Annotated in this window: 18 protein-coding genes, 2 tRNA genes and 3 pseudogenes; 10 read left to right on the top strand and 13 right to left on the bottom strand. The window is 45.8% G+C overall.

Going from position 1 to position 26,628, the window contains the following annotated elements:
* Positions 1-5 precede the first annotated feature (5 nt).
* The 5 genes from OQJ75_RS19810 (at position 6) to OQJ75_RS19830 (ending at position 4,597) form a co-directional block, all read left to right on the top strand.
* Positions 6-752, top strand: a complete 747-nt coding sequence (locus OQJ75_RS19810) for an amino acid ABC transporter ATP-binding protein (RefSeq protein WP_016796287.1) — start codon at positions 6-8, stop codon at positions 750-752.
* On the top strand, positions 752-1,549 hold the full coding sequence (locus tag OQJ75_RS19815; protein WP_265974592.1) for an amino acid ABC transporter permease: 798 nt from the start codon (positions 752-754) through the stop codon (positions 1,547-1,549). The genes OQJ75_RS19810 and OQJ75_RS19815 overlap by 1 nt, the downstream gene beginning before the upstream one ends.
* A 12-nt stretch (positions 1,550-1,561) precedes the next feature.
* Positions 1,562-2,371, top strand: a complete 810-nt coding sequence (locus tag OQJ75_RS19820) for a transporter substrate-binding domain-containing protein (RefSeq protein WP_050634275.1) — start codon at positions 1,562-1,564, stop codon at positions 2,369-2,371.
* Between the two features lie 139 nt (positions 2,372-2,510).
* Positions 2,511-3,434, top strand: coding sequence for an amino acid ABC transporter permease (locus OQJ75_RS19825; RefSeq protein ID WP_239831126.1), 924 nt, complete (start codon positions 2,511-2,513; stop codon positions 3,432-3,434).
* A gap of 218 nt (positions 3,435-3,652) precedes the next feature.
* Positions 3,653-4,597, top strand: coding sequence for an ADP-ribosylglycohydrolase family protein (locus tag OQJ75_RS19830; RefSeq protein ID WP_265974579.1), 945 nt, complete (start codon positions 3,653-3,655; stop codon positions 4,595-4,597).
* 31 nt (positions 4,598-4,628) lie between these two features.
* Here OQJ75_RS19830 and OQJ75_RS19835 read toward each other — a convergent pair.
* Positions 4,629-5,010: pseudogene (locus OQJ75_RS19835) on the bottom strand (TonB-dependent siderophore receptor); the annotation flags it as partial.
* A 202-nt stretch (positions 5,011-5,212) separates the two neighbouring features.
* Here OQJ75_RS19835 and OQJ75_RS19845 point away from each other — a divergent pair.
* Positions 5,213-5,434 (top strand): annotated as a pseudogene (locus tag OQJ75_RS19845) (LysE family translocator); the annotation flags it as partial.
* Between the two features lie 52 nt (positions 5,435-5,486).
* Here the strand turns inward: OQJ75_RS19845 and OQJ75_RS19850 are convergent.
* The 7 genes and pseudogenes from OQJ75_RS19850 to OQJ75_RS19880 all read right to left on the bottom strand — a co-directional run bounded on the left by OQJ75_RS19850 (position 5,487) and on the right by OQJ75_RS19880 (position 11,580).
* The gene (locus OQJ75_RS19850) at positions 5,487-6,725 is read right to left on the bottom strand and encodes a DUF1501 domain-containing protein (protein WP_265974580.1); all 1,239 of its coding nucleotides are present in this window, start codon (positions 6,723-6,725) and stop codon (positions 5,487-5,489) included.
* A gap of 8 nt (positions 6,726-6,733) precedes the next feature.
* Positions 6,734-8,095 (bottom strand): DUF1800 domain-containing protein, encoded by a 1,362-nt coding sequence (locus OQJ75_RS19855; protein ID WP_265974581.1) that lies wholly within the window; start codon positions 8,093-8,095, stop codon positions 6,734-6,736.
* Between the two features lie 140 nt (positions 8,096-8,235).
* Positions 8,236-8,666 (bottom strand): annotated as a pseudogene (locus OQJ75_RS19860) (GNAT family N-acetyltransferase).
* Positions 8,667-8,785: 119 nt separating this feature from the next.
* Positions 8,786-9,289, bottom strand: a complete 504-nt coding sequence (locus OQJ75_RS19865; protein WP_265974583.1) for a GNAT family N-acetyltransferase — start codon at positions 9,287-9,289, stop codon at positions 8,786-8,788.
* Between the two features lie 51 nt (positions 9,290-9,340).
* Positions 9,341-9,763 carry an N-acetyltransferase gene (locus tag OQJ75_RS19870; RefSeq protein WP_265974584.1) on the bottom strand — a complete coding sequence of 141 codons (423 nt, stop codon included), beginning with the start codon at positions 9,761-9,763 and terminating at the stop codon, positions 9,341-9,343.
* A 135-nt stretch (positions 9,764-9,898) separates the two neighbouring features.
* On the bottom strand, positions 9,899-10,237 hold the full coding sequence (locus tag OQJ75_RS19875; protein ID WP_004731484.1) for a zinc ribbon domain-containing protein YjdM: 339 nt from the start codon (positions 10,235-10,237) through the stop codon (positions 9,899-9,901).
* Positions 10,238-10,416: 179 nt separating this feature from the next.
* Positions 10,417-11,580, bottom strand: a complete 1,164-nt coding sequence (locus OQJ75_RS19880; protein WP_004731486.1) for a threonine/serine exporter family protein — start codon at positions 11,578-11,580, stop codon at positions 10,417-10,419.
* A gap of 529 nt (positions 11,581-12,109) precedes the next feature.
* On the opposite strand from OQJ75_RS19880, the gene OQJ75_RS19885 reads away from it, so the two are divergent.
* From OQJ75_RS19885 to OQJ75_RS19895, 3 genes are all read left to right on the top strand, one after another.
* Positions 12,110-12,184, top strand: a tRNA-Gly gene (locus OQJ75_RS19885).
* A 38-nt stretch (positions 12,185-12,222) separates the two neighbouring features.
* A tRNA-Gly gene (locus OQJ75_RS19890) sits at positions 12,223-12,297 on the top strand.
* 238 nt (positions 12,298-12,535) lie between these two features.
* A complete protein-coding gene (locus OQJ75_RS19895; RefSeq protein ID WP_265974586.1) occupies positions 12,536-12,793 on the top strand; it encodes a hypothetical protein in 258 nt (85 codons plus the stop codon).
* A gap of 126 nt (positions 12,794-12,919) precedes the next feature.
* Here OQJ75_RS19895 and copI read toward each other — a convergent pair whose 3' ends face one another.
* The 5 genes from copI to OQJ75_RS19920 all read right to left on the bottom strand — a co-directional run bounded on the left by copI (position 12,920) and on the right by OQJ75_RS19920 (position 20,500).
* The gene (copI, locus tag OQJ75_RS19900; RefSeq protein ID WP_265974587.1) at positions 12,920-13,495 is read right to left on the bottom strand and encodes a copper-resistant cuproprotein CopI; all 576 of its coding nucleotides are present in this window, start codon (positions 13,493-13,495) and stop codon (positions 12,920-12,922) included.
* A 106-nt stretch (positions 13,496-13,601) separates the two neighbouring features.
* On the bottom strand, positions 13,602-16,745 hold the full coding sequence (locus OQJ75_RS19905) for an efflux RND transporter permease subunit (RefSeq protein WP_265974588.1): 3,144 nt from the start codon (positions 16,743-16,745) through the stop codon (positions 13,602-13,604).
* Positions 16,742-18,481: an efflux RND transporter periplasmic adaptor subunit gene (locus tag OQJ75_RS19910; protein WP_265974589.1), complete on the bottom strand. Its 1,740-nt coding sequence runs from the start codon at positions 18,479-18,481 to the stop codon at positions 16,742-16,744. Before OQJ75_RS19910 ends, OQJ75_RS19905 begins: the two co-directional genes overlap by 4 nt.
* 3 nt (positions 18,482-18,484) lie before the next feature.
* The gene (locus tag OQJ75_RS19915) at positions 18,485-19,858 is read right to left on the bottom strand and encodes a TolC family protein (protein WP_372194613.1); all 1,374 of its coding nucleotides are present in this window, start codon (positions 19,856-19,858) and stop codon (positions 18,485-18,487) included.
* 177 nt (positions 19,859-20,035) lie between these two features.
* On the bottom strand, positions 20,036-20,500 hold the full coding sequence (locus OQJ75_RS19920) for a hypothetical protein (protein ID WP_265974590.1): 465 nt from the start codon (positions 20,498-20,500) through the stop codon (positions 20,036-20,038).
* 233 nt (positions 20,501-20,733) lie between these two features.
* On the opposite strand from OQJ75_RS19920, the gene OQJ75_RS19925 reads away from it, so the two are divergent.
* Positions 20,734-26,628: VCBS domain-containing protein (locus OQJ75_RS19925; RefSeq protein WP_266067270.1), on the top strand; the 5,895-nt coding region annotated here is incomplete at its 3' end.

Below are 26,628 nucleotides of genomic sequence, written 5' to 3' on the forward strand. Positions count from 1 at the left end.
TAGGTATGAACAACGATTTGAACAATCTCAAGGAAATGGTTAAGTTTAAGTCACTTAACAAGTGGTATGGTGATTTTCATGCCCTAAAGGATATCGATTTAAAGATTGAACAGGGAGAAATAGTGGTGATTTGCGGACCGTCTGGTTCAGGTAAATCAACCTTGATCCGCTGTATCAATCAGCTAGAACCCTTCGAAAGTGGCGAGCTTTCCGTGCTAGAACAAGCGCTTCCGTGTAAGTTCAACACGCCAGGCCAAGTCGGAATGGTGTTTCAGCACTTCCATTTGTTCCCCCATCTCACTGTGCTCGAAAACCTGACTCTGTCTCCGATTCGTACGCTCAAAAAAAGCAAAGAAGAAGCAGAGAAAACGGCAATGCATTATCTCGAATGTGTGCACATTGCCGAGCAAGCCAATAAATACCCAGCTCAACTTTCTGGTGGCCAACAACAACGTGTTGCGATTGCTCGATCTCTTTGTATGAAGCCAGAACTGCTATTGTTTGATGAACCAACATCTGCTCTTGACCCGGAAATGATCAATGAGGTGCTTGATGTGATGGTTGAGCTTGCAAGTGAAGGGATTACCATGGTGTGCGTGACACACGAAATGGGCTTTGCGAAACGTGTTGCCGACCGTGTCATATTTATGGATGAAGGACAAATCGTGGAATCCAATACGCCACAATGTCTATTCGAGAATCCTCAACACGAGCGTACTCAAGCGTTCCTAAATCAGATTCTGACTTACTGATGCTGCTTAAAATTGTAAAACCTGCCCTATCTGCATTGGTACAAATTGTTGTGCTCGCGGCCGCTGTTATCTGGATCCTCGATTCTGGCGCACAAGCCATGGGATACAGCTGGCAGTGGGAACGCGTGCCCGACTACATCGCCTTTTATGAAGACGGCGAATGGTGGCCTGCAGAATTGATGGAAGGGCTACTCGTCACCATCAATATCTCTTTGATTTCTTTGGTCGCGACGCTGGCTATTGGTTTAACCACAGCCCTATTACGCAACTCTAATTCTGTGGTTGGGCGAGCCTTAGCCACCAGCTATGTCGAGTTGATTCGTAATACGCCGTTATTAGTACAAATCTATTTACTTTATTTTGTGTTCGGTCCCGTACTAGGGCTGGATCGCTTTAGCACGGCTGTTTTAGCCCTGGCACTTTTCCAAGGGGCGTACACTGCCGAGATATTTCGGGCCGGTTTAAATGGCATTGCTAAAGGACAATTTGAAGCAGCTCAATCTTTGGGCTTATCAAAGACCTATACTTATTGGGATGTGATTCTTCCTCAGGTGATTCAACGCACGTTGCCGCCTTTGACGAATGAGGTTATTTCCCTTGTCAAAAACTCTTCGATTGTGAGTGTCATGGCGATTTTCGACCTGACAACCGAAGCCAGAAACATTGTTTCTGAAACCGCGATGCCATTTGAGATCTGGTTCTCTGTGGCGATCATTTATCTCGCACTTACACTTTCACTTTCTGCCGTTGCAGCTTGGCTTGAGCATAAGCTCGGAGCTAACTGGCGAACACAATAAGGATTTATCAGCATGAAGCTATTTAAAACCGCAATTACAGCTCTACTTGCGCTTGCCGTAAGTTTGCCTGCACTTGCTTCTGAAACGCCTAACCTAGATAAAATCAACGAACGTGGCTCTCTGCGTGTTGGTATGTCGACTTTTGTACCTTGGGCGATGCGTAACAAACAAGGTGATCTTGTTGGCTTTGAAATCGATGTGGCAAAACGCCTAGCTGAAGATTCAGGCTGGAAAGTTGAATTCGTACCGACGGCATGGGATGGCATTATTCCTTCTCTACTGTCGAACAAGTTCGATGTGATCATCGGCGGTTTGTCTATCACTGAAGCGCGAGCTAAGAGTGTATTGTTTACTGAACCATACTCTCACTCAGGTGTTCAACTAGCAGCAAACAAAGAATTGGCTGAAGGCTTTACTCAAATCTCTGATTTCGATTCTCGTCGTGTGAAAATTGCAGCACGTCGCGGCGCATTCACGGTTCAAGTGGCTCGTGAAACTTTCCCGAAAGCAAAAGTGCTTCAGTTCGATGACGATGCTCAAGCGTTCCAAGAGGTGCTAAACGGCAATGCACACGCGGTTATCGCATCTAGCCCGAAACCAGAACACGAAGCGATCAAAAACGCAGACACGCTATTCATTCCATTTGAAGAACGTCTTTCTAAAGGCAACGAAGCCTTTGCTGTGCGCCTTGGCGAAACAGACAAAACTGAGTTCTTCAACGAGTGGATCAAAGCACGTACTGAAGACGGTTGGTTGAAAGAGCGTTACGAGTACTGGTTCTCTACTCTAGATTGGCAAGATCAGATTGCTCAAGGTCAGTAATCGACTGCCAATTAAACGCTAAAGAACCAATCAAGGCAGTACCTTGCTGGTACTGCCTTTTAAGAAACACTCGAGATAGCTATAAACTCATAGCCACCTCTCACAACACATTAATTATCATCGTTTAAACAGGAATGACGTGAGTAGTACTAGCGCATTATCAACGCCCAAGCCCAACCTTCACACGAAGCCTTGGTATCAACGCCTCAATCTATTAGATGGAGTGTTGTTTGCCATCATTTGTGCGTTCGCAGGTTGGCTGTATTATCGCTCTGCTGTCGGTATTAATTATCAGTGGCGATGGGAAGACGCGTTCACGTTAATCTTTATTCCACCGTCTCAAGGCAGTATTCCTTATTTCTTCCAAGGCTTGGTCGCAACATTGCGTTTGAGCTTATGGAGCATGGTGTTAGCACTCTCTTTCGGCACACTGTTAGGGGTAGCAAGACACTCTAAGATCGCTTTATTCAAAACACCGGCACTGCTTTTCATCCAGTTGGTTCGAAACATTCCACCATTGGTGTTTGTGTTTATCTTTTACTTCTTTGTGTCTAACCAGTTGATCCCTTTGCTTGGTTTAGAAACCCTTTTACGTGAACACAATGGTGAAATTAACGCTGTTCAAGATTTCCTATTCGGGCCTGCAAACCTTTGGGAAAACTTAGCGTCTGGCGTTATCTGTATTGGCCTGCTCTCTTCCGCTTATATCGCTGAGGTTATTCGAGCCGGCTTAGAAAGCATTCCTAAAGGCCAATGGGAAGCGGCCGACTCTCTCGGCTTATCTGCATTCTCTAAGTATCGATATGTGGTTGGCCCACAGGTATTAACCGCAATCACGCCACCTTTAGCAGGTCAGGCAATTTCTCTAGTAAAAGATACCTCGATTGTGTCGCTGATTTCGATTCAAGAAATGACATTTGTTGGCACTGAAATGGCGAACTCTTCGGGTTTGATCTTCGAGATCTGGCTGATTGTTGGCGCGGTTTACTTCGCGTTATGTTTCACCCTTTCGCGTATTTTCAAAGTCATTGAACAACGATCGAGTGTTTACCTTAACCGCTAGTGTCATTGTTCATTTAGACGTGTATTCAAGCGTCTGTTAGATGCCAACATAGCCACCTAAGTGATAATATTCATCCACTTACCCTGATTGGCTTAACCCATTGACCAGTCAGGATTAATTGCTTGAAAACTCTCTACTGAAACACAGCAAACCCATCATTTAGACACTATACTTGAGATATCAAATTCCATTGGATCTTCTCAAGGACTTCACTCAGCATGGACAATCATAAAGAAAGAGCTTTTTACGCCGTTGTTGGCGCATTGGTTGGAGACGCCGCTTCCATGGGGCTGCATTGGTTGTATGACCAAGAGAGGATCTTACACGTGGCGGGGTTTGAACCGGAATTTCGCTCACCCAACCAGTTCGATTATCAAGACAAAGGCTACTTTGCCCACCAAGGAAAAACCGCTGGCGATAAATCGCAATACGGTGCTCAGTTATTGGCGATGGTCGATAGCCTAGTCGACAATCAACACTACGACGAAGCGAGTTACATTAAGCACTTCCGTTTCTGGTTTGATTTTGGTGGCAGTTGGCAAGGTTACATTGATAAAGCGACTCGTATGAGCTTGCTGAACATACATCAACTAGAGCTAGCAGATGCTCCAATTACAGCCTGTGGCGCAGATGACACCCAATTACCTGCGGTTTCAAAACTGATTCCTTTGGTGGCGTGTACCTACACCTCTCACACCTTACCGGCTATGGTCGAAAGTGCGGTTCGAGTCACTAATAATAATGATAAAGCAGTAGAGTGGGCACAAGCCATCACCCTACTGATTCAAGCCGCGATACAAGGCAATTCACCATTACAGTCAGTAGAAATGGTACGACAAACCTGCAGCAAGTTTATACACGATCAAATCGATGAAGCACTGGCTGAGCCCGAACTTTCCATAACAGATGCCGCGAAAAAGTTCGGATTACATTGTGAATTGAGTGCCGCGTTCCCACTACTGATTCGCATTATTGCTGGCGCTCAGAGCTTTAAACAAGGCATTCGTGACAATATCTTATGTGGTGGTGATAGCTGTGGACGTGCAATTGTGATTGGCGCGGTATTAGCGGCTTGCTTCTATGAAGAAGACGGCGCGATTCCAACAGAATGGCTAAACCAAGTCGAACTCAATGGTGGTGTCTTGTCTCTGCCAATTGAATAGTGTTGTGGAGCCGTATTAACTGCTCAGACAATCAAAAACTAAAGCCTCTTGCCGTACCTGAACGAGATGCGTGTGAGGTGTATTGTTCATCAAATACGTTATCGACTCCAAAGGTATCAGACAATCCGTCAACATTTAATGGCACCCATTGAGCGTAAAGGTTATGAACATCGTAACCTTCTTTGATTGGCTGACCATCGAATACATTGTCTTCGTCTTTCACAAACATCGAGTTCCAGCCAAAGATCGTTTCAAGCGCTTCAGACTGGTAATCCAGAGTCAACGTGATGCTCACCCATATCAATACTGCGACCATTGCCACCCGCGACAGCGCCGCCTGTGTCTTTGTTTTTAGTATCTGAACGCACATAAGACAGTTTGCTGTTAAACATCTCGTAGTCGTAAGACAAGCTTGTCGTAGAGACGTTAACCCAGCAGTTACTTGCTCAAACCTTGTCTCAAATGCCGATTCAATGTTGCCAAGAGTGCACTTCTGGAGATACAAACATCAGTCCATCAAGCACCAACTCAAAAGGCATACTTCAGGACGTTGGATTGGATGAAAACGATAGTAACGTTTCAGTGGCAAAAGGTTTCGATGCCAAGATAGAAGACATCATCAGCCAAGTCATCTCACCCGATGCAGCGAACCAGCATGTTGCACTTGGCTATGGACTTTATATGATTGTTCTTCACGGTTTGTGGTTCGGAATTGTCGCAATGTTATTTACTTCGAATACGTTGCAGAAGCATTTATTGCGAGCAAAAAAAAGGCTCAATCAAGCGTGTGGAGTTGGATTGATAACATTCGGGGCATTGTTGGTGGTTAAGTCTTAAACCACATTCAAAGCTATCCCCCAAAGCCCACAATCTAAAGTTCAAAGCCACTTCATATCATTTGAAGTGGCTTTACCATTTCACTATCAGGGAAGATGGTGTTGAGTTGCTTTTCTTCTATCGACAGATGCTGGTTCAACACACCTTTGATTACACTTCGCATATCAGTCGTTGGATTAAGGTCTCGGCCTTCATAAAGCTGACTTTGGCTTAAACCTGGCCAGTTTGCGATAACTTGTCCCCCAGATTCGCCTGAACTCAACATGTTTGAAGCCTTATTAACCATCGCACCACCCGCAACCAACATGACGTTACCTGTACCATGATCGGTGCCTTTTGTACCGTTTTCCTTAGCCGTTCGACCAAATTCACTGGCGGCGATGATCACCGTGTTATTCCAGCGTGACCTTAACGATTCCTTAAGTGCTGCTAACCCTGCATCCAAAGTTTTAAGCTGGTTACTCAACCTACCATTAACGCTGCCTTGATTGGCATGCGTGTCCCAACCACCTAATTCTAATGCTGCGATGTTTGGCCCATTTTCAGCAGACAAGATGTCGCCCGTTTTACTCATCAATGACTTAAATTGTTTGCCAACGCCTTGGTCACCCACCAACTCATCTATCTTCATGACGCTTTCAAAGTTGGCTGACAGCATTTGATCACTTTGGAAGAGTTCTTCAAGTAGCTCGGTTTGTTTGTCGCGTGTTTTCAAGCGGTTTGGATACCAACTTGCCACGGTAGATTCACCCTGCATGATGAGCGGCAGCCCGGAATCAATCGCAATTCCATCGTATTGGGAGGAACTCAGCGTGAGTAAACGGTTAAGCCACCCTTCGGTATTAAAAGGATCGGAAGTGCCGTTTTCTAATATCTTTTGTCCATCAAAATGAGAACGCTCGCGATAAGCGGTTGAACAAGCATGAACAAAGCTGACTTCTTTATTTTCATACCATTGATGACAACTTTTAAGCGAAGGGTGTAACCCAAAGAAACTATCTAGCTTAAGTAGTTGCTTAGTCTTCAAGCCAATATTCGGTCTTAGATCTGCATAATCAGGATCAGCATGAGGTACCACAACGTTTAACCCATCCATCGCGCCACGCAGTGATATCCAAACAAAGATATTGTCTGAACGTGTTTTGGCAAAGCTTGGAAATGGCAACATCGCACTCACACCAACAGCTGCGGCAAGGCCCATAAACTGGCGACGATTAATACTTTCTAGGTCGTGATTGTGTGGCTCATGACTCTGCGACTTCATATTCTGCGAACCGTTTGTCTTTTTCATACCCACTCCTAACGATATTGAAACTGTGGGCTTAACCACAACAGGGAAAGTTGCATTGCAGCGCTGTCGGCTTTGCTCAATACAATTTGAGTATGTTCATCAATCGCATCGCCATATAAAGCTGCGATCACGTCATCTACTACCACCTTTGGTTTTGTACCCGAGGCCTTAGCCGACTTTATCGCGATTGAGGCTAGCCGATTAGCGACTTGCATACGCTGGGTTAATGCCGAAGGGCTGTTGTAGTCTCTGTCTTGATCCGACCATCCTGCAGGTGAACCCGGTTTAAAGGGTGGTTGGCCTAGTGTGTTGAGAGTGTTCAGCGCTTGCTTATCGTTAAGAGGAATGTCGGCACTGCGAAGTACCGCAAATAGCCACTCTTTCGGCGGTCTGAACCGATTGGGTTTGGGTTCGTTTGCCTCTTTACTCCCCAGTAACAAGCGGTAAACAGGCAGCAAATCCCCATTACCCTTTAAGTATGCAGCAACCATCTGTTCTGAGAGATCTTTAGGCATGTCACCAATAAAATGCTGGCAAAGCTTATCAACCAAATGTTTCGCTGTGTCTTTGTGGGTAGCTAGGGTTTGTAAACACGACTCGCCTTGTGAGATCCCTGATTGGGAGTAGGATTTTCCAAGTAAGGTAATACTGCCGGGCTCATGGAGATTATTAGCAAATCGAAAACCAGCATTTGGGGATTGGAATTTAATACCCCACCCCGAAATCGCCTTAGCTAAGGCAATAACATCTTGTTGGGTATAGGAGCCATCAACACCAAGAGTATGAAGCTCTAGAATTTCACGAGCGAGGTTTTCATTCAGTCCCTTATCACGGCGCTTACCGACTTTTGAGTTAGGCCCAATGGAGAGTTGATTATCTAGATACAAAAGCATGGCTGGATGCTTTGAAGATGCCATCAGCATGTCGCTGAAATTACCATTCCAATGTTGGCGAATCACATCGTTTTCGATGCTCGCAGCTAAGGGCATCAGCTTTCGGTTGTCGACCGAGATGGCAAAATGGTTACTCCAAAACTGAATAATGCGCTCTTGAAAACCATAAGGTGTTTCAACGCTTTGCAGATGGCGAGCTTGAGCTTGTTGTTGGTAGTGAGTACGAAGAAAAGACTGTGCCTCTTTCTTCATTGCTTGCATCTTTTGCTCATCACCCTTGGCTTTCTTTCGCTGTTCACGATTCTCACCAACGGTTATCAGGATAGATTCGGTTGTGGGTAAAGCGTGAATGGACTGATGAACAAATGGCTTTTTATCCAACTGTTCTAAAGGTGAATAATAGGCTGTTTGACCTAATCTAGGCCCAAAACCAAACCTTTGCTCACCCACGATTTTTGAAGTCGGGTAATAATTCATTGCACACTCCCTTACGCTCGATCTGTTCTAAGTGTAATCGCTTAGTTATCAAGCATAGGGAGCTTTACAAGGTTTTACGTTAGATGGGTGTCAGGTGCCTATCAAGTTACAGACACGGTTTGACCATTTTGAATGAATGTCTATTTACGCCACATATATACAAACTGGTCGCTTTGAGAGGTGATTTCAAAACCAAATCTTAAGTAGAGCTCTCCAACGCGATTACCTTGCAGGTAACATAACTCAACTGGCTTACTTAGCTTGTCTGCGTGAGCTAAGCAATCGGTGAGGACTTGGCTACCAATGCCCTTGCAATGATATTCAGGTAATAAAAAGAATCGGCAAAAGTAGAAATAGTCACCTTTGTCTTGCAGTAACACACTGCCAATCGCTTTGCCCTGATATTCAATGATTTCAGGCCTTTCTTCCGCCCACTCTTCTGCGTGTATATCTCGTTGAACTTGCTCATCCCAGCCAAAAACAGCTTTGATTGGCTCAAATTCAGCCGCCTTTTTAGCTCGAAAAGAAATTCATAATCTGATGACTGAGCAGGTCTTGTCGAATACTCCAAAATATCTCCAACAATAATCGATGAACTATAACCAAAGAAACCACCAATGGTGGCTTCAATTTAATAAAGTCTCGCTAACGGAAAGTAAGCGAACATAAGCAAGTGCCATGCTTTAGTGTTCATTTTGGGTCTAGCTGATAACGCAACACCTCTTGCTGATCTTGCTGATCTTGCTCTGAATAAAAGGTATTTAAGAACTGGCCGCCGCACTTCTCAATCACTTTTTGCGACGCAACATTGTCGCAGTCACAGGTAATAATAGCGCTTTCGATAAGTACATGACGCTGAACCCAAGACAGCATTTGACTGGCGATACCTCGCCCTCTTGCTTGTGGTAGAGTCTCATAGCCGATGTGCCCGATAACGTCATGAATGTATTCACTGGTGCCGTGACGAACTCTAATCACACCAATAATCTGCTCAGACTCAATACAAAAATAAGTGGAAACTGGCGTCCACCCTTCAGGCAAACACTCACCTTTTGAATAAGCGATTCGCCTTTTTAAATACGTATCGCTACCATCAGAAATACCGGTATAGATTTCGAGTCCATCATCAATACAAGCTTTTACATAATGGTGGAACGCATTCGAGTGCGCCATGCCGGCTTTGACTATATCCATATAACTTCTATCCCTACCTAATGCTCGTCTGACTATTCACTAAGCCCAACGCTAGGCGAAATGCATGGTGTATTCTTGGTGCCCTGTGTGCTCGTCTGCTTGTTCACTTACGATGTTAAAGCCTTGAGAAAGGTAGAACCGAATGGTCGCTTGATTCTCTTTGTACACATTCAAAGACAAGTTCGGGCATTCAAGCTTGGCGTGGTGAATAAGCTGCTTACCAATACCACTGCCTTGATGTTCTGTACTGACAAAGATCGCCGCTAAGATCCCTTCATAAAGCGAATAAAAGCCACGAACCTCACCGTCTACTTGATACACGTAAGTTGTTGATGCGGGAATATATAGGTCGCGCATATTGCCCACTTGTGACTCCCAAAATGCAGGTGCCATGAAGTCATGCGCCTTTATCGAGGCGGTTAACCAAATATCTAAAACAGCTTCAATATCAGCTGGGTTGTACTCTCTAATCATCTTAATTCTCAGGCAATTAACATTGTTTAATAGGCGAACCAGTATGCCAAGAAGCGACTTAAACCTATTGAAGATTTACGACAATGTCCCAGTCAGAATTATTGAACGGCAATGATAGATCAATACCATTGGCCGCTATTGCTTCTTAACGTACTTCGCCGTAACGAGCATTTCACCGCCACCATCCAGCTTGCAATCTAACTGGTGATCTTTACCTTCATTGATTCGTCTGATTACCGCTTTAGTGCCGATTTTCAGTACAGAAGAGCTGCCTTTGATTTTTAGATCTTTAATGAAGGTAACTTTATCGCCACTTTCCAATACAACTCCATTTACGTCCTTAACACGCGCGGCTTCTCTTTCTAAACGCTCTTCTTCTGGGTTCCACTCATAGGCACACTCAGGGCAGATTAGGTTGTTTTGGTCTGGGTAGACATATTCAGATTGGCATTGCGGACAAGGAGGTAAAGACATACGTTAATACTTCATTTAAATAGAATTTGTCCCCATTTTAATGACTCTTGTCAGGCTTAGCGAGCACAAATCGAACCAATTTTCGGCAGCGTAATTTAACGTAGAAAAGAACAGCACCTAAAACGAACAAACACAGCCGTTAAGCTGTGTTTGTTTAAAGACTGGATAACCGGAACGGATTAACGCTCTACTTTTGGTGAGTAGATCGAATACGCGGTGATTTGCCCTGCCACAATCGCGGAGAACATAAACAGTGCCGATAAACCAATACTCGGGATCGGCAAGATAGACTGCTCGAACACCGATTGGCTGGCACTCACCAGCACGCGGCTACCCGGAACCAAAATGATAATGCCTTGCACGATGTAAATAGACCCCGTGAGCTCCATTTTTTTAGCAATCCAAGTCCCGTATAAAGTGATAAGAACTGTGGTTACCCAAGTACCGACAACCCAACCACTATCAAAACCTAGATAGAACGGGCCCCACATACCAAGAACCGCAACTGGTAAGCCAAGCAAGATGTCTTTAGGGCGCGCATTGAACATCACACCGATAGATACAGAGATCAGCACCAAGCCAGATATATGCATCCACATTGGTACCGCATTGGTATAGTCGATGGAGACCGCTTGTCCCCATATCGCTTCACCAATATTGAGCCCCATGATTATCCCAACAAACAGCTTTATCAGTGTTAAGGCACTCTGCCCTAATAAACTGGTACCCGAGACGAGATCGTTAAACGCCAAACATTCTAATGCGTTAGCTATCGATAATCCGGGGACGAACAAGACGATCGAGGCGATACACAACGCCCACACCGGAATCGGCAACCCTGTACTTGCCAGAAACGCCACAAAGATACCCGTTAGCAGTGCCGAGATGAATTCAACCGCGATAGCGCGACGTGAATGAAGAACTTGCTGACAGACCCAAACCATCAAACCCAATAACGCAGAAAAGCCAACCGCTTCCAACGTACTGCCCACCAGCATCAAATACGCAGGCGGAATACCCATATTGGCAAGTGCCGTCACAAATTTAGAGTACCCGACAGGCTCTGGTACAGGCTCACTGCTCGGTTGGTTAATACGAATGATGGTATTTGCCAACAAACTCAGGTTAATTGACGCAGGCTTTAGACGCTTAAGAATAACGGCGTTGTTATCGTCTGGAAATTGATAGTTAATCGCAGTTGGCGTAGCTTGGATCATCACATCCACACCATGCTTTTTTGCATAGAATTGGGTGTATTTCTCTAGCTTGTAAGGAGCACAACCACTGCGGTGAAGAGTGTCACCAATTTCAACAATTTTGTTAATTCGGAACTGAGAAGGCATGGGTATTTTAGGGGAGACAAAATGTGCGGCAAATGTACCAAACGATAGTCGGAATGACGAGGCTTTTGCGTGAATTATCAACTGAACTCGTTACTTTTTTCTGCAAAGGCTTAGAAGTCTCTATAACTCTACTCATTTGGGATTAGTTTACTGAATGCTTTGACCGACTAATAAGTAAGTTAAATTTATGCATTCAGATTGTTATTAACGAACGCCAAAACACGAATAAAAATCAGTTTATGTTAACACTCCAAATACCTTAATTTTCATTAGATTTATGACAACTGAGCACCACCAAAGCAGGTTTATAAATTAAGGTGTATTTATCGCAAAAAGCAGCATGACATTTACTATTATTGCTCGCCCTCCTTTTAACGAGATTTTAGTCACATTTTATTCACTCTCATAACGCCAGATATGATTGAAAAACTAGCGGAGTGGTGGTTATGCGAGCACTTAGAATAAAAATGAAAGAAAAAGGTTTCGTTTTCAGTTAGATGTGGCATTATCAAACTCGTTAAGACGATGTGCGTACATCGTATAATGGCTATTACCTCAGCCTTCCAAGCTGATGATGCGGGTTCGATTCCCGCTGTACGCTCCAGTCTTCTTGATGCCTCAGTCTTACTCTTAAGACAGTGTGCGTGCATCGTATAATGGCTATTACCTCAGCCTTCCAAGCTGATGATGCGGGTTCGATTCCCGCTGCACGCTCCAATCCTACTTAGGCTTTATTCAGCCGAAACTCTCCCAAAGATCAAACGCTTCAATATCAATTTTATTGTCTCTAGATAAATCCGTTAACTCACTCTATTGCTTCGTATTTTAATAGCTAATACCACTGTTCTACTTTTAGTCGTTTTCGAAGTTGTTCCAATTTAATAATCTTGGTCAATATCCGAAAACACAGTTGTGTTAATGTGCGCGCATTAGCAACAACCAAAAATAATTAAAAATGTTTAAAAGCAATGATTTAACAATAAACATCGAAGCAATCAATGTCGCACTGTCAAAAGTCGAAAATGCGAACAAAATTCAGCTTAATACGTTGAAAGGTTATGTGAGCAGCGAACCAGAACAGGCCGTGCTTGCGTTTCGTTCTTTGAATGAAGTGGACTCGATCGACGACAAGCTTAAGAAGATCATGTCAGAGTTACCGCACCTGAGCGGTGAGGCTCACCACCTACTGGAAACGTCGATCCTATTACAGTAGTGGCAAAGAAAGATAAGTCTCAGCCAGCACATATGCGTGAGTTAAGACTTATCTTTAATCTTTCGGCTTTGTCGCCCTTAGTTATTTAGTACCTGTCTATTTAGGTATCTAGATATCAATTAATGCCTAAAGCGTTACCGACTTAACCATGCCTGCTTCTGCGTGCCCTGGAATATTACAGGCAAACTCGACGTGATTATCACCATGAAAATACCAAAGCATGTGCTTCGCTTTACCCGGTTTCACCGTCACTGTACTGCCAGAATCATGGTGGTGGTTGCCCATCTTCTTCATCATTTCACGATGCTCTAACTGCTCCGCGGCAGAACCAATCGAGAATTCGTGGTCTATCTTGCCTGTGTTCATCACTACAAACTGCACCACGTCATTGGGCTCAATATCGACCTTGTTCTTAAACGTAATTCTCATGTCGTCACTCAGTAGAACATGAACCACTTTATCGGGTTTCGCGCCTGTTGCTGGCATACCCACTTCAGACATGCCTTCCATATCCATCATTCCATCCATGTTCATCATCATTGAATGGTCCATCTTCCCATCCTTCATCATGCTGTGATCCATTTTTGAATGATCCATCTCCCCATTTTTCATCATTGAGTGATCCATATTTGAGTGGTCCATTTCAGCAAAAGCCGTTGCAGTAGTTAACGTCAGTGCAATCGCAATAAGTGTCTTTTTCATGATCGTTCCTTAGATTAATTCAGTTATTTATTTGTTAGTTTCACATGTTCATGTGGTACGCCCTTACCCACTCTGTTTTGGCAAGTAAGGACTAATAATCAATACGTTATTTGTTTGTCTCGTTTTGGCTGTGCGTAATCTCACGCTGTTTCCAGAGCTTAAAGATTGCAGGCAACACCAGTAGGGTAAGCAACAGTGCCGACGCCATTCCGCCTATCATCGGCGCGGCAATTCGTTGCATCACTTCTGAGCCCGTACCCTCGCCATACATAATTGGAATGAGACCAATGATCACCGTAAGAACCGTCATCATCACAGGGCGCACACGCAGTCCTGCGCCTTCTCTAATGGCATCGGTTAGATCAGCTTGTTGAAGCGTTTGTTGGTTCTGTTCTGCATCGAGCTTTTTGTAGTGCCATGCTTGGTTTAGGTAGACCAACATGATCACACCTATCTCGACCGCAACGCCTGCAAGTGCAATAAAGCCAACACCCACGGCTATCGAGAAGTTGTAATTGAGGTAATGCATCAACCACAGTCCACCCACCATAGCCAAAGGAAGTGTTGCCATGATCATCATCACTTCACCGACGCGGCGGAAGCTTAGGTAGAGCAACAACATGATGATGGCGATGGTGATTGGCACAACGACACTCAAACGCTCCTTCGCGCGCTCCATGTATTCGTATTGACCAGACCAAGCGAGCGAGTAACCCGCAGGTAATACAACTTGTTCGGCAACGACTTGTTGCGCTTCAGCCACATAAGAACCTAAGTCACGCCCTTCGATGTCAACGAACACCCAACCATTAGGACGCGCGTTCTCCGTCTTTATCATTGGAGGCCCATCTTCATAACGAATATCCGCAACATCAGAAAGAGCAATTCGCGCTCCATTTGGTGTCACTAACGGCAGGTTCTGTAACTTGACGACAGAATCACGATAGCTTTGTGGGTAACGTACATTGATTGGGTAACGTTCTAGCCCTTCAACAGTTTCACCCACATTCATCCCGCCGACCGCAGTCGAGATAACCTGTTGCACTTCTTTAATGCTCAAGCCATATCGCGCAGCAGAGCGGCGTTTGATATCTATCGTCACATAACGACCACCAGCCACACGTTCGGCATACACAGAAGCCGTACCGCTAACACCATTTAAGATAGGTTCCAGCTGAGAACCAATATCTTCAATCACGCTCAGATCCGGGCCTGCGATTTTGATACCGATTGGGGTTTTAATGCCGGTCGCTAACATGTCGATACGGGTTTTGATTGGCATAACCCACGCATTGGTCAAACCTGGGAACTGAATCAGATCATCAAACTCTTTGCGCAGCGACTCCGTAGTGACACCGTCACGCCATTCGTCGCGTGGTTTAAGCTGAATAACCGTTTCAATCATGGTCAGTGGTGCTGGATCGGTTGCTGTCTCTGCTCGACCAATTTTTCCCCAAGTAGTTTCCACCTCTGGAATGGTTTTGATGAGCTTGTTGGTTTGTTGCAACAACTCACGAGCCTTACCTATTGAGATGCCCGGATACGTGGTTGGCATGTACATCAAATCCCCTTCGTCCAAAGGAGGAATGAACTCACTACCAAGCTTACTGGTTGGGTAATAAGCAGACACCATTAAGCCAAGTGCGATAACAATCATCACCTTTGGATATTTTAAGCTGAGGTTTAGAAGCGGTTTGTACATCGCCACTAGGCTACGGTTTACTGGGTTTTTATGTTCAGGTAGCACGTTGCCGCGAATGAAATAACCCATTAGCACAGGCACAAGCGTGATAGCCAAACCCGCCGCTGCCGCCATCGCATACGTCTTGGTAAACGCAAGCGGCGAGAACATCTTGCCTTCTTGTCCTTCTAACGCGAACACAGGCACAAAGCTCAAGGTAATGATGATCAGCGAGAAGAACAGTGGCGCACCAACTTCTTCAGCCGCCTTGCCAATCACCTGCCAACGGTTTTTATCAGTCAGAGGCGTTCGTTCTATGTGCTTATGAACGTTCTCTATCATCACTATGGCACCATCCACCATGGCACCAATCGCAATCGCTATTCCGCCAAGAGACATGATGTTGGCGTTAATACCCTGCCAATGCATTACGATAAACGCACCCAAGATACCAACTGGTAAACTTAGTGCGATAACCAACGACGAGCGGATATGGAACAAGAACAATGCACACACGACGGCGACCACGATGAACTCTTCAGCCAGCTTCTTCCATAGGTTTTCAACGGCTGAATCAATAAGAGTTGAACGATCATAAGTCGCGACAATCTCGACACCATCAGGTAAGCCGGCTTGCAGTTCTGCGAGCTTGGATTTAACCGAGTCGATCACTTCACTGGCATTTTCACCAAAGCGCATCACGATAACGCCGCCAACCGCTTCGCCCTCACCATTGAGTTCAGAGATACCACGACGCATTTGCGGGCCAAGGTTAATGTCAGCAATGTCGCCCAATAACAGAGGAGTGCCCTTGTCGGTCACTTTTAGCGGCAGAGATTGGATGTCTTCAATACTTGTAAGGTAACCCGTGGTGCGAACCATGTGCTCGGCTTCGGCAATTTCAACCACTGACGCGCCGGTTTCTTGGTTACCATCTTGGATAGCCTTATTGACTTGTTGTAGCGTTAGGTCATAAGCACGTAGCTTGGCCGGATCTATCTGAACCTGATATTGCTTCACCATGCCACCGACAGTCGCGACTTCAGACACACCATCAACAGTTTGAAGCTCGTATTTCAAGAACCAGTCTTGCAAACTACGAAGTTCCGCTAAGTCGTGCTGACCGGTTTTGTCTTGCAGAACGTAGCTGTAAACCCAGCCCACACCAGTTGCATCGGGTCCTAATGTTGGCTTGGCACTTGATGGCAAGTTAGGAGCCACTTGGCTTAAGTACTCCAACACTCGTGAACGCGCCCAGTACATATCGGTATCGTCATTGAAGATGATATAGACATAGGAATCACCAAAGAACGAGTAGCCACGAACCGTTTCTGCACCCGGAACGGCTAACATCGCCGTTGTGAGCGGATAGGTCACCTGATCTTCGACTACTTGAGGCGCTTGCCCCGGATAGCTGGTTTTGATGATCACCTGAACATCAGAAAGATCTGGAATAGCATCGACGGGCGTATTTTTAACGCTGTATAAGCCGCCAAATACGATGGCTACAGTGGCAACCAGCACTAAGAAGCGGTTGCTAATAGACCAGCGAATGATTGCATTGATCATAGTTCGCCCTCACCCGTGCTATTCGTCGGTTCGAGAGATTTGAGCACATAATCAGAACCTTGCTTCGCCACTAGAAACCGAATGCTTTGACCTTCGGCAAACTCGGATAAATCAAGGTCTTCACTTACTTGGAAGTTCATCTCCCCCGCTTTCCAATCCCACTCGGGTACTGGCTTGTGATTTACCGTGATCATGCCAAAATCTGCCATCAACATGGTGATGTCTCCCTTCACCCACACTTCGCCCGCCATTTGATGCTCGCTCACTTTATAATCAACGACTTCATACTGGCCTGATTCCGTTTTCATCATTTCAAAATCAACCACTTGCCCACGCTTCACGTCAGCCATATCTAAGCCTTCAGCAAAGGCGAAATTCATCACCATGCCCGGCCAATCCCATTCAGGAACAGGTTGGTGATTGATGGTCGCCATACGGCTGCCTTGCATCACATCTGCAATTTCACCTTTTGCCCACACGGTTTCAGCCTCTTCCTCAACGCCATTGATGCGTGACAGATCAGCAGATTGGCTCGATTCAGAATCCAACATAAAGTGCGCAGAAGTCACGATATGTTCACCTTGTTCAAGCCCTTGCAACACCTCGATCTTCTCGTCAGCTTCACGCCCGACTTCAATGCGTGCTGAACGGTATTTACCCTCACCTTCGGACAACACTACTCGTGTCATGCCACCAGAATGAATCACCGACGATCTTGGGATAGTAAGAACAGATTCATCACTGATTGGCTTCAACGCAATATTGGCGAACATGTTCGGTTTTAGCTCGCCATTAGGATTCGAGAACTTCAAACGAACGCGTAAAGTTCGAGTTTTTGGGTCAAGGATTGGGTAAACGTAATCGACATTACCTAACCACTCTTTGCCGGGAATGGCATCTAGAGTCATCACCGCATTGCTGCCTGATGAGATCCAGTGAGCTTGGCGCTCAAACACTTCGGCATCAACCCACACCTCGTCTAGAGGGCCTGCGCTGATTACCGCTTGCGCAGGCGAAAGATAACCACCCTCACGAATATTGAGGCTAGCGATAACGCCATCTGCGGGTGCTTTAATTTTTATGGTTTGCGAGGCTTTACCTCGGCGAGTGATCGAACGAATCTGATCTTTATCGACACCCAAGGTGATCAAGCGTTCAGTGGATCCCTGGACCAACCCTTTGCGACCCGTTTTGTATGCACTAAGTAACTCTTCTTGTGCCTTAACCAGCTCTGTAGAATAAAGTGTGAACAGCACATCGCCCTTATTCACCTTCTCACCAACAGCATTGATATAAAGCTTCTCAACCCAGCCTGCTGCTCTTACGTTGGTTTGCCACAATGTACTTTCATCGAACGCCACGTAACCCACGGTTTCAATACGAGGAGACAACGCTTCAAAGTTAACTTTTGCTGTTTTGACACCAAGATTATTTTCTACTGACGGGTCGATATACACAGTTCCCGCCTTGTCTGCTCCCGCACTTGAGTCATCCGCATAAACAGGAATTAAATCCATCCCCATAGGCGACTGACCCGGTTTGTCTCGCTGATAATTTGGGTCCATAGGCGCAACCCAATACAGAGGTTCATTACTTTCGTCAGCTTTAGATTCAGCTCCTTCAGTACCTGCCATCGATGACATATTATGTGCTGACCCAACAACAAAGTGATTCACACCAAAACCCAATGCACCACCGACCAACAAAGCGATAGTCGCTACTTTTACTGTATTCATTGTCTATTCCTTTACTGATTGGCTGTTGTTTTGAGTTACGGTGGGGTTGAGTTGCGGTTGCTTAACTTGGTAGTCAAAACCACTGACCAGTGAGGCCAGTTTGCTATTTACGATGTTGAGATCAGTGATTAGGCGTTGCTGTTCAAGCTGGAGTGCTAGTTCATCCGCCGTTGCTGCAATAACATCGTTAAATTGTGCGGTGTTGTTTTGATAGCCTCTTTCCACCGCACTAATTCGAGCGGCAGTTTGAGGAAGCAAAGTGCTTTGGTAGCGTTCTAAACGCTGGGTGAGGTTCGCCTTATCAACCAATAATGCATTCACTTGCGCGTTCATTTGGGAAAGTAAGGTGTCTTTTTGGGATTTAGCTGCACCGACTTGGTACTGAGCCGCCGACAAGTTCTTATCCTGTCGGTTACCCGTAAACAAAGGGATATCGACAGTAAGATAAGCACTGACAAGATCAGAGGCAGGTTCGCCAGCCATGTTGTTCGCTTGTCGATGGGCATACATCACTTCCACGCCAAACTGAGGCGTATACGCTTGCTCAGCTAGCTCTACTTGAGTTTGATTAGATGAGATAGTCGCATCTGTGATCTTGACGAGCGGATGATCCGTCAACAGTTGATAGTGCTTGGTTGAATCACGGTTAGTCGCCAGCTTGCTCTCCAATAACGACCAATCAATGTAGTTGGTCGCATGAAGCCTCCCCTGAGGATCAAGAGCCTGAGAGTCAATCGCTTGGTTCCCTAACCAATCAGAACCGAGCCACTCAGACAGTTGAGAGATCAGACGGCGTTGAACTTGCTGATTGGCTTGCAACTTTTCATCGAGCTTGCTGACTTGAAGCTGAGCATTAAGCAGATCTTGAGCTTCGCTTTTACCAATCGAGTAGTTGGTTTGCACATAGTTTTCTAGCTCAACCAAAAGGCGTCGGTTTTCACGCATAACACCTTCTGCGACTTTCTGGTAACCCAATTCAAGCCAAAGCTGCGTCATGCTGTTAGCAACGGTAAGCTCACGAGCCTGCACTTGAAGCGCTAACCCATCCGCTTGCTGACCGGCTTTTTTCTGCTGAAGATCCAGCGTATCGCCACGTTCAAATTGCTGCATTAGACCGACCGAAATATTGGTCATCGGGTCTTCATCAAACTGGAAGCCATCGACTGGCAGACCGCCAAATCCGACTTTTAGTTTCGGATCCATCAAGGTTGCGCTGGCAATACCGGTTTCTCGCATCGCTTGTGACTGAGCAAAGTACTGCTTGCGGTTACCGTCTTGGCTTAAGGCTATCTCAATCAATGTATTGAGTTGCTGTGTTGATCTCTGTGGATCGGCTTGTGTTGAAGTAGGCGCAGCAGCTAAAGCACTGGCCGAAATAAAGGCAGTACTCGAAACAAAGGCAACAGCAACCACGACACTCGCGTTTATTTTAAACACGGAGGTTGTTGGTTTTATATTCACAATGAATGTCCATATCTAGCGTTAAATAACGCATATAAAAGATTGGCGTATCAGATTTATTCCCCTGATATCGCTATGTTTTTAGATATAGATTTATGCGGTGGGTGGGCGTAGTAAAGATTGAGCGCGTGCGACTTTCTGGCCAATAGTGACAGATTGAAAACGAGCGAATGAAGAGATAAATGGATTAACAGTTTGAACAGCCTGAATAGGGTAAGAAACTGTAGAACAAACAGAGGCACAGCAGTCGGAACCAGAACAATGGTTTCCCATCATGTCGCCACAATCTTCGCTCTCTGGAGACATATGACACTGAGAATCAAATGCCTGAGCATCCATATTGGTGTGTTCAGCGTGTGATTCGGAGCTTACGACGTGGCATTCCGCCGCCATATCATCCGCCAAAGCATCACTATGGTAACAAGCGGACTGGTTCGAGCCCATTTGAGACATCATCACATTGGTCATCATGATCGATGAACTTGAGGCATAGCTAGACACCAACATCGCAACGATGCTGAAAACAGTAATCCAAGTTGTGCGGAGTGTGTTTGTCATAGCTTACCTTTAAATTTATACGGTAATTATAGAGGTTCCCCTTAGGGTAAGGTCAAGTTGATTACTCAATATCTTTGGCCAATAGCCGAATGAATATTCAACACGCTTTACACTAAAGTGAGAGAGTCGTTTGATTTAAGGAAATTTTCTTTAAAAATTATCTCATTAGCTCGCTAAACCTCGATCTGTGTATTTTACTTAGATAAGAATAATAGAGATTCACGGATGAAAAGATGACTAAAAAAAACAGCGTCAAAAAAAGCGAAAAGCTCGATAAAAAAGAGCAACCTAAAGCCCAATCCTCAGAGGCTGTAAAACAGGCAAAAAAGAAGAAAGTCCGATTACATTCAAAACTCAAGATTAATGTACCTCTGACTCAGTCTTTAATGCTTATTCTACCTTCGCTAGCAAAACACGCGTCAGCCGAAACTATGACACCAACTGATGAGGCAACTTTGGCTCATCAAGATTCCACCAACAATCAAGAAAGTGCAGTTCATCAAAGCGCTGATATTTCTAAAGACGAAAATCAAAAACCAATAACAAGAAATATTCACGATTCAGATGCTATTGTTGGTCAAGAGTCTCCTTCTATGGAAGGTGAAACGACGCTAAGACCTTCACATCACCTTTCTAGCTCGTCACACCCTCAAGCACATTACATCCCCGCAAGTTCGATTCCTTCTATCGAATCGAGAGGCATAACGACACCTACTAACAATGTTCCTACAACACCGAGCCTACCAGTAACCTTTACTCCGGAAGTGATCAAAGGAATATATGGGGAACTGCACGTTGATTCGGGTGGTAAGTACACCTTTGTATTGAACCCTCTTTCACCTCAATACGTTTTGCTACACCAAAATCAACCCGGCACAGATAAGTTCGTGCTGCATTTATCAAATGGGTCTAGTGTTGTCGTTCAAATACCCGTTACTGGTAAGCAAGACGTTCCTACCATTTCTGGGGATTTGCACGGCATAGTGACCGAAGATAGCAACGTGGATTCTCAAGGGTTACTGAATGCAACAGGTAAGATTGATGTCATTGACCCAGACCATGATCAAAGCTCTGTGCTTGCTGAAACGATTACCGGGAAATATGGTTCATTAACTATCGATTCTAATGGACATTGGCAGTATCAAGTTGATAACTCTCTTTCGAATGTTCAAGCGTTAACTACAGTCACTTCATTGCAAGAAAGCTTCACTATTCACACCAAAGATGGCACTCCTCAAGCGCTTGAAATGACAATTGGCGGTAACGATGACAATGCAATTGTGTCTGGCGTCGATGCTGGCTCAGTAACAGAAGACCAAACGACACAGGTTCACGGTCAACTAACGGTCACTGACTCAGATCTTGGGCAGGATCATTTTCAAGCATCACTACTGACAGGTCAATTTGGCACGTTAGTTCTATCAAAAGACGGTGCGTGGACATACAATTTAGACAACGGGAACCCAGCCGTTCAAAAACTGGCCCAAGGTTCTACTGCAACAGACATCATCACCGTTCATTCAGCCGACGGAACAGCACATCAAGTTACGGTAACGATTAATGGCACCAACGACCAAGCCGTTATTACTAGTAGTACTGCCGGTTCACCAAACTCATTTGCTGCGATTCCAACAAATCTAGGCTCTAACCACGTTACCGAAGATTTAAACACTACTGTTGTTGGTCAGTTAAACATCACTGATGTTGACTCAAATGAAGCGCACTTCTCTAACTCTGACATCAAAGGCGTACTAGGAACTTTGCACCTCAAAGATGACGGTGGGTGGCGATACGATCTCGACAATAAAAACCCAAACGTTCAGGCTCTAGGGAAAGGAAATTCAGCAACCGATACCATTACTATCCACTCAGCAGACGGCACTCCTCATCAAATAACAATTACGGTGAACGGTACTAACGACAAAGCAGTGATTGGTGGAACAAGCTCAGGAGCTGTCACCGAAGAGTCACAGTTACAAACCTCTGGAACACTCACCGTAACGGATGTCGATACTGGCGAAGCACATTTCTCAAACACCGATATTGCTGGTGCTCTTGGTACCCTTCACCTGACTGACTCAGGTAAGTGGACTTACGACCTAGATAACACCAATCCAACCGTTCAAGCGTTAGGTAAAGGGGCAACAGCTACCGATACCATCACCGTTCATTCTGCCGATGGTACACCACATCAAATTACCATCACCGTCAATGGCACTAACGACAAAGCGGTAATTGGTGGCACCAATACTGGAGCTGTTACCGAAGAATCTCAACTTCAGACCTCAGGTACACTTACCGTGACGGATGTCGATACTGGCGAAGCCCATTTCTCAAACACCGATATTGCTGGTGCTCTTGGTACCCTTCACCTGACTGACTCAGGAGCGTGGACGTACGATTTAGATAATACGAACCCAACAGTACAAGCCTTAGGCAAAGGCGCTACTGACACCGATACGATTACCGTTCATTCGGCAGACGGCACACCACATCAAGTTACCGTTACAATTAACGGTACTAATGACAAAGCGGTAATTGGTGGTACAAGCTCCGGCGCAGTAACGGAAGAAACTCAACTGCAAACATCCGGAACGCTAACCGTAACTGATGTCGATACTGGCGAAGCGCACTTCTCGAACACCGATATTGTAGGTTCATTGGGCACCCTACATTTAACTGACTCGGGCTCTTGGACTTACGACCTAGACAATACAAACCCTACTGTTCAAGCGCTAGGAAAAGGAGCAAAGGCAACCGATACGATTACCGTTCATTCAGCAGACGGCACGCCGCATCAAGTTACCGTCACAATTAACGGCACCAACGACAAAGCCGTGATTGGTGGTACTAGCGCCGGCGCAGTAACAGAAGACACTCAACTGCAAACATCCGGAACGTTGGCGATTACTGACGTCGATACTGGACAAGCACATTTCTCCAATACCGATATCGCAGGAACACTAGGTACATTACACCTAACCGATTCAGGTTCGTGGACGTACGATCTCGATAACACCAATCCGAAAGTTCAAGCGCTTGCACAAGGAGCTAAGGCTACTGATACTATTACCGTGCACTCAGCTGACGGTACGTCTCATCAGGTCACTATCACTGTAAATGGTACCAACGATACGGCCGTCATTGCGGGCACCGACTCTGGTGCAGTCACTGAAGAGTTGCAACTACACACCTCTGGAACACTCACCGTAACCGATGTTGATACAGGCGAAGCACACTTCTCCAATACCGATATCGCTGGTGTTCTTGGGACCCTTCATCTAACTGACTCAGGTAAATGGACGTACGATCTAGATAACACCAACCCAACCGTTCAAGCGTTAGGCAAAGGTTCAACGGCAACGGCAACGGATACGATTACTGTACATTCCGCAGATGGAACTCCTCATCAAGTGACGATTACAGTAAACGGCGCTAACGACAAAGCAGTGATTGGTGGAACAAGCTCAGGCGCGGTCACCGAAGAATCTCAACTTCAGACATCGGGTACGCTAACTGTAACTGATGTTGATACTGGTGAAGCGCACTTCTCAAATACCGACATTGCTGGTGTGTTAGGTACTCTGCATCTAACAGACTCAGGTAAATGGACGTACGATTTAGATAATACGAACCCAACAGTACAAGCCTTAGGCAAAGGCGCTACTGACACCGATACGATTACCGTTCATTCAGCAGACGGCACGCCGCATCAAGTTACCGTCACAATTAACGGCACCAACGACAAAGCCGTGATTGGTGGTACTAGCGCCGGCGCAGTAACAGAAGACACTCAACTGCAAACATCCGGAACGTTGGCGATTACTGACGTCGATACTGGACAAGCACACTTCTCCAATACCGATATCACTGGTGTTCTTGGGACCCTTCATCTAACTGACTCAGGTAAATGGACGTACGACCTTGATAACACCAACCCAACCGTTCAAGCGTTAAGTAAAGGGGCAACAGCTACCGATACGATTACCGTTCAGTCGGCGGATGGAACGCCTCATCAAATGACGATTACAGTAAACGGCACTAACGACAAAGCAGTGATTGGTGGTACAAGCGCCGGTGCAGTAACGGAAGAATCTCAACTGCAAACATCCGGCACATTGACGATTACTGACGTCGATACGGGACAAGCACATTTCTCCAATACCGATGTTGCTGGTGCTTTAGGCACGCTCCACCTCAAAGATAATGGTGCTTGGAGTTACGACCTAGATAACACCAACCCATCAGTGCAAGCCTTAGGCAAAGGTTCAACGGCAACGGATACGATTACTGTACATTCCGCAGATGGAACTCCTCATCAAGTGACGATTACAGTAAACGGCGCTAACGACAAAGCAGTGATTGGTGGAACAAGCTCAGGCGCGGTCACCGAAGAAACTCAACTGCAAACATCCGGTACATTGACAATTACTGATGTTGATACTGGGGAAGCACATTTCTCCAATACGGATGTTACAGGTGCTTTAGGCACGCTCCACCTCAAAGACAATGGTGCTTGGACTTACGACCTCGATAACACCAACCCTAAAGTGCAAGCGTTAGGACAAGGCTCGACGGCCACCGATACAATTACCGTTCATTCGGCGGACGGCACACCCCATCAGATTATCGTCACAATTAACGGTACCAATGATAAAGCGGTGATTGGTGGTACGAGCTCCGGCACAGTAACGGAAGATACTCAACTGCAAACATCCGGCACATTGACGATTACTGACGTCGATACAGGACAAGCACATTTCTCCAATACCGATATCGCAGGAACACTAGGTACATTACATCTAACCGATTCAGGTTCGTGGACGTACGATCTCGATAACACTAATTCAACCGTTCAAGCGTTAGGCAAAGGCGCGACGGCTACTGATACTATTACCGTGCACTCAGCTGACGGTACGTCTCATCAGGTCACTATCACTGTAAATGGTACCAACGATACGGCCGTCATTGCGGGCACCGACTCTGGTGCAGTCACTGAAGAGTCGCAACTACACACTTCTGGAACACTCACCGTAACCGATGTTGATACAGGCGAAGCACACTTCTCCAATACCGATATCGCTGGTGTTCTTGGGACCCTTCACCTGACTGACTCAGGTAAATGGACGTACGACCTAGATAACACCAATCCAACCGTTCAAGCGTTAGGTAAAGGGGCAACAGCTACCGATACCATCACCGTTCATTCTGCCGATGGTACACCACATCAAATTACCATCACCGTCAATGACACTAACGACAAAGCGGTAATTGGTGGCACCAATACTGGAGCTGTTACCGAAGAATCTCAACTTCAGACCTCAGGTACACTTACCGTGACGGATGTCGATACTGGCGAAGCCCATTTCTCAAACACCGATATTGCTGGCAACTTGGGGACTCTGCATCTGACAGGTTCAGGTAAATGGACGTACGATCTTGATAACACGAATCCAACCGTTCAAGCGTTGGGCAAAGGAGCAACCGCTACCGATACGATTACCGTGCATTCAGCTGATGGCACGCCCCATCAGGTAACTATCACCGTCAATGGCACTAACGACAAAGCGGTAATTGGTGGTACGAGCTCCGGCACAGTAACGGAAGATACTCAACTGCAAACATCCGGAACGTTGACGATTGCTGACGTCGATGCGGGTGAAGCGCACTTCTCTAATACGGATGTTGCAGGTGTTTTAGGCACGCTCCACCTCAAAGACAATGGTGCTTGGACTTACGATCTCGATAACACTAATTCAACCGTTCAAGCGTTAGGCAAAGGCGCGACGGCTACTGATACGATTACCGTTCATTCAGCAGACGGCGCATCACATCAAGTGACGATTACAATTAACGGCACTAACGACAAAGCCGTGATTGGTGGAACTAACTCCGGCGCAGTGACGGAAGAAACTCAACTGCAAACATCCGGTACATTGACAATTACTGATGTTGATACGGGGGAAGCACATTTCTCCAATACGGATGTTGTTGGTGCTTTAGGCACACTCCACCTCAAAGATAATGGTGCTTGGACTTACGATCTCGATAACACAAACCCACAAGTGCAAGCCTTAAGCAAAGGCACTACTGCCACCGATACAATTACCGTTCATTCAGCTGATGGC

It is taken from the genome of Vibrio sp. 14G-20 (assembly GCF_026241515.1).
GTDB lineage: Bacteria > Pseudomonadota > Gammaproteobacteria > Enterobacterales > Vibrionaceae > Vibrio.

What these genes read in the sequence shown, in the direction of transcription:
- OQJ75_RS19810 (WP_016796287.1), top strand. Translation starts at nt 6, where the DNA reads ATGAACAACGATTTGAACAATCTCAAGGAAATGGTTAAGTTTAAGTCA.
- OQJ75_RS19815 (WP_265974592.1), top strand. Translation starts at nt 752, where the DNA reads ATGCTGCTTAAAATTGTAAAACCTGCCCTATCTGCATTGGTACAAATT.
- OQJ75_RS19820 (WP_050634275.1), top strand. Translation starts at nt 1,562, where the DNA reads ATGAAGCTATTTAAAACCGCAATTACAGCTCTACTTGCGCTTGCCGTA.
- OQJ75_RS19830 (WP_265974579.1), top strand. Translation starts at nt 3,653, where the DNA reads ATGGACAATCATAAAGAAAGAGCTTTTTACGCCGTTGTTGGCGCATTG.
- OQJ75_RS19850 (WP_265974580.1), bottom strand. Translation starts at nt 6,725, where the DNA reads ATGAAAAAGACAAACGGTTCGCAGAATATGAAGTCGCAGAGTCATGAG.
- OQJ75_RS19855 (WP_265974581.1), bottom strand. Translation starts at nt 8,095, where the DNA reads ATGAATTATTACCCGACTTCAAAAATCGTGGGTGAGCAAAGGTTTGGT.
- OQJ75_RS19865 (WP_265974583.1), bottom strand. Translation starts at nt 9,289, where the DNA reads ATGGATATAGTCAAAGCCGGCATGGCGCACTCGAATGCGTTCCACCAT.
- OQJ75_RS19870 (WP_265974584.1), bottom strand. Translation starts at nt 9,763, where the DNA reads ATGATTAGAGAGTACAACCCAGCTGATATTGAAGCTGTTTTAGATATT.
- OQJ75_RS19875 (WP_004731484.1), bottom strand. Translation starts at nt 10,237, where the DNA reads ATGTCTTTACCTCCTTGTCCGCAATGCCAATCTGAATATGTCTACCCA.
- OQJ75_RS19880 (WP_004731486.1), bottom strand. Translation starts at nt 11,580, where the DNA reads ATGCCTTCTCAGTTCCGAATTAACAAAATTGTTGAAATTGGTGACACT.
- OQJ75_RS19895 (WP_265974586.1), top strand. Translation starts at nt 12,536, where the DNA reads ATGTTTAAAAGCAATGATTTAACAATAAACATCGAAGCAATCAATGTC.
- copI (WP_265974587.1), bottom strand. Translation starts at nt 13,495, where the DNA reads ATGAAAAAGACACTTATTGCGATTGCACTGACGTTAACTACTGCAACG.
- OQJ75_RS19905 (WP_265974588.1), bottom strand. Translation starts at nt 16,745, where the DNA reads ATGATCAATGCAATCATTCGCTGGTCTATTAGCAACCGCTTCTTAGTG.
- OQJ75_RS19910 (WP_265974589.1), bottom strand. Translation starts at nt 18,481, where the DNA reads ATGAATACAGTAAAAGTAGCGACTATCGCTTTGTTGGTCGGTGGTGCA.
- OQJ75_RS19920 (WP_265974590.1), bottom strand. Translation starts at nt 20,500, where the DNA reads ATGACAAACACACTCCGCACAACTTGGATTACTGTTTTCAGCATCGTT.